This window comes from Loktanella sp. DJP18 (assembly GCF_049310965.1).
Classification (GTDB): domain Bacteria; phylum Pseudomonadota; class Alphaproteobacteria; order Rhodobacterales; family Rhodobacteraceae; genus Loktanella.
Genome location: NZ_JBMERN010000410.1, coordinates 1 through 547, shown reverse-complemented (window position 1 = coordinate 547; position 547 = coordinate 1). Strand labels below are relative to the sequence as shown.

2 protein-coding genes are annotated in these 547 nt (G+C 56.7%); both read left to right on the top strand.

All coding sequences use genetic code 11. From position 1 onward, the window contains the following. Window positions 1-303 (top strand): transposase (locus tag ACOI1H_RS26190; RefSeq protein ID WP_422441286.1); only part of this gene is annotated, 303 nt, incomplete at its 5' end. Continuing rightward, the coding region (locus tag ACOI1H_RS26185) for an IS3 family transposase (RefSeq protein ID WP_422441285.1) at window positions 297-547 on the top strand (251 nt) is incomplete at its 3' end. The genes ACOI1H_RS26190 and ACOI1H_RS26185, both read left to right, overlap by 7 nt.

The following is a 547-nucleotide window of genomic DNA, read 5'->3' as shown; positions in this document are numbered from 1 at the left end:
AAGAGAAAGAACCATGCGCCGGAGTTCAAAGCCAAGGTTGCGCTTGAGGCGATCCGCGAAGAGATGACACTTGCCGAGCTGTCGAAGAAGTTCGGCGTCCATGCAACCCAGATCAGCACGTGGAAGCGTGCTGCGATCGAGAATATGGCTTCAGCGTTTGGGCGACGAGAACGCGATCCTGATACGCCCAGCCCGGCTGATATCGAGAAGCTGCATTCGAAGATCGGGCAGCTTGTTGTGGAGCGGGATTTTTTGGCCAATGCCTCGGTTCAACTGCTCGGAACGCGAGGCAAAAAATGGTGAGCAAGGATCATAAGCTGAGCGTTCGTCGGCAGTGTGCGTTACTGACGCTGGCGCGCTCCAACCTGTATTATGAGCCGAAAGGCGAGAGCGCCGAGAATCTGAGGTTCATGGCAATCATCGACAAACAGTTTTTGGAAACGCCGTGGTATGGGGCGCGGCAAATGGCGCGGCACATGGAACGACAGGACCACAAGTGTGGTCGTCACCGTGTCCGGCGGTTGATGCGCCTGATGCGGTTGGTGCC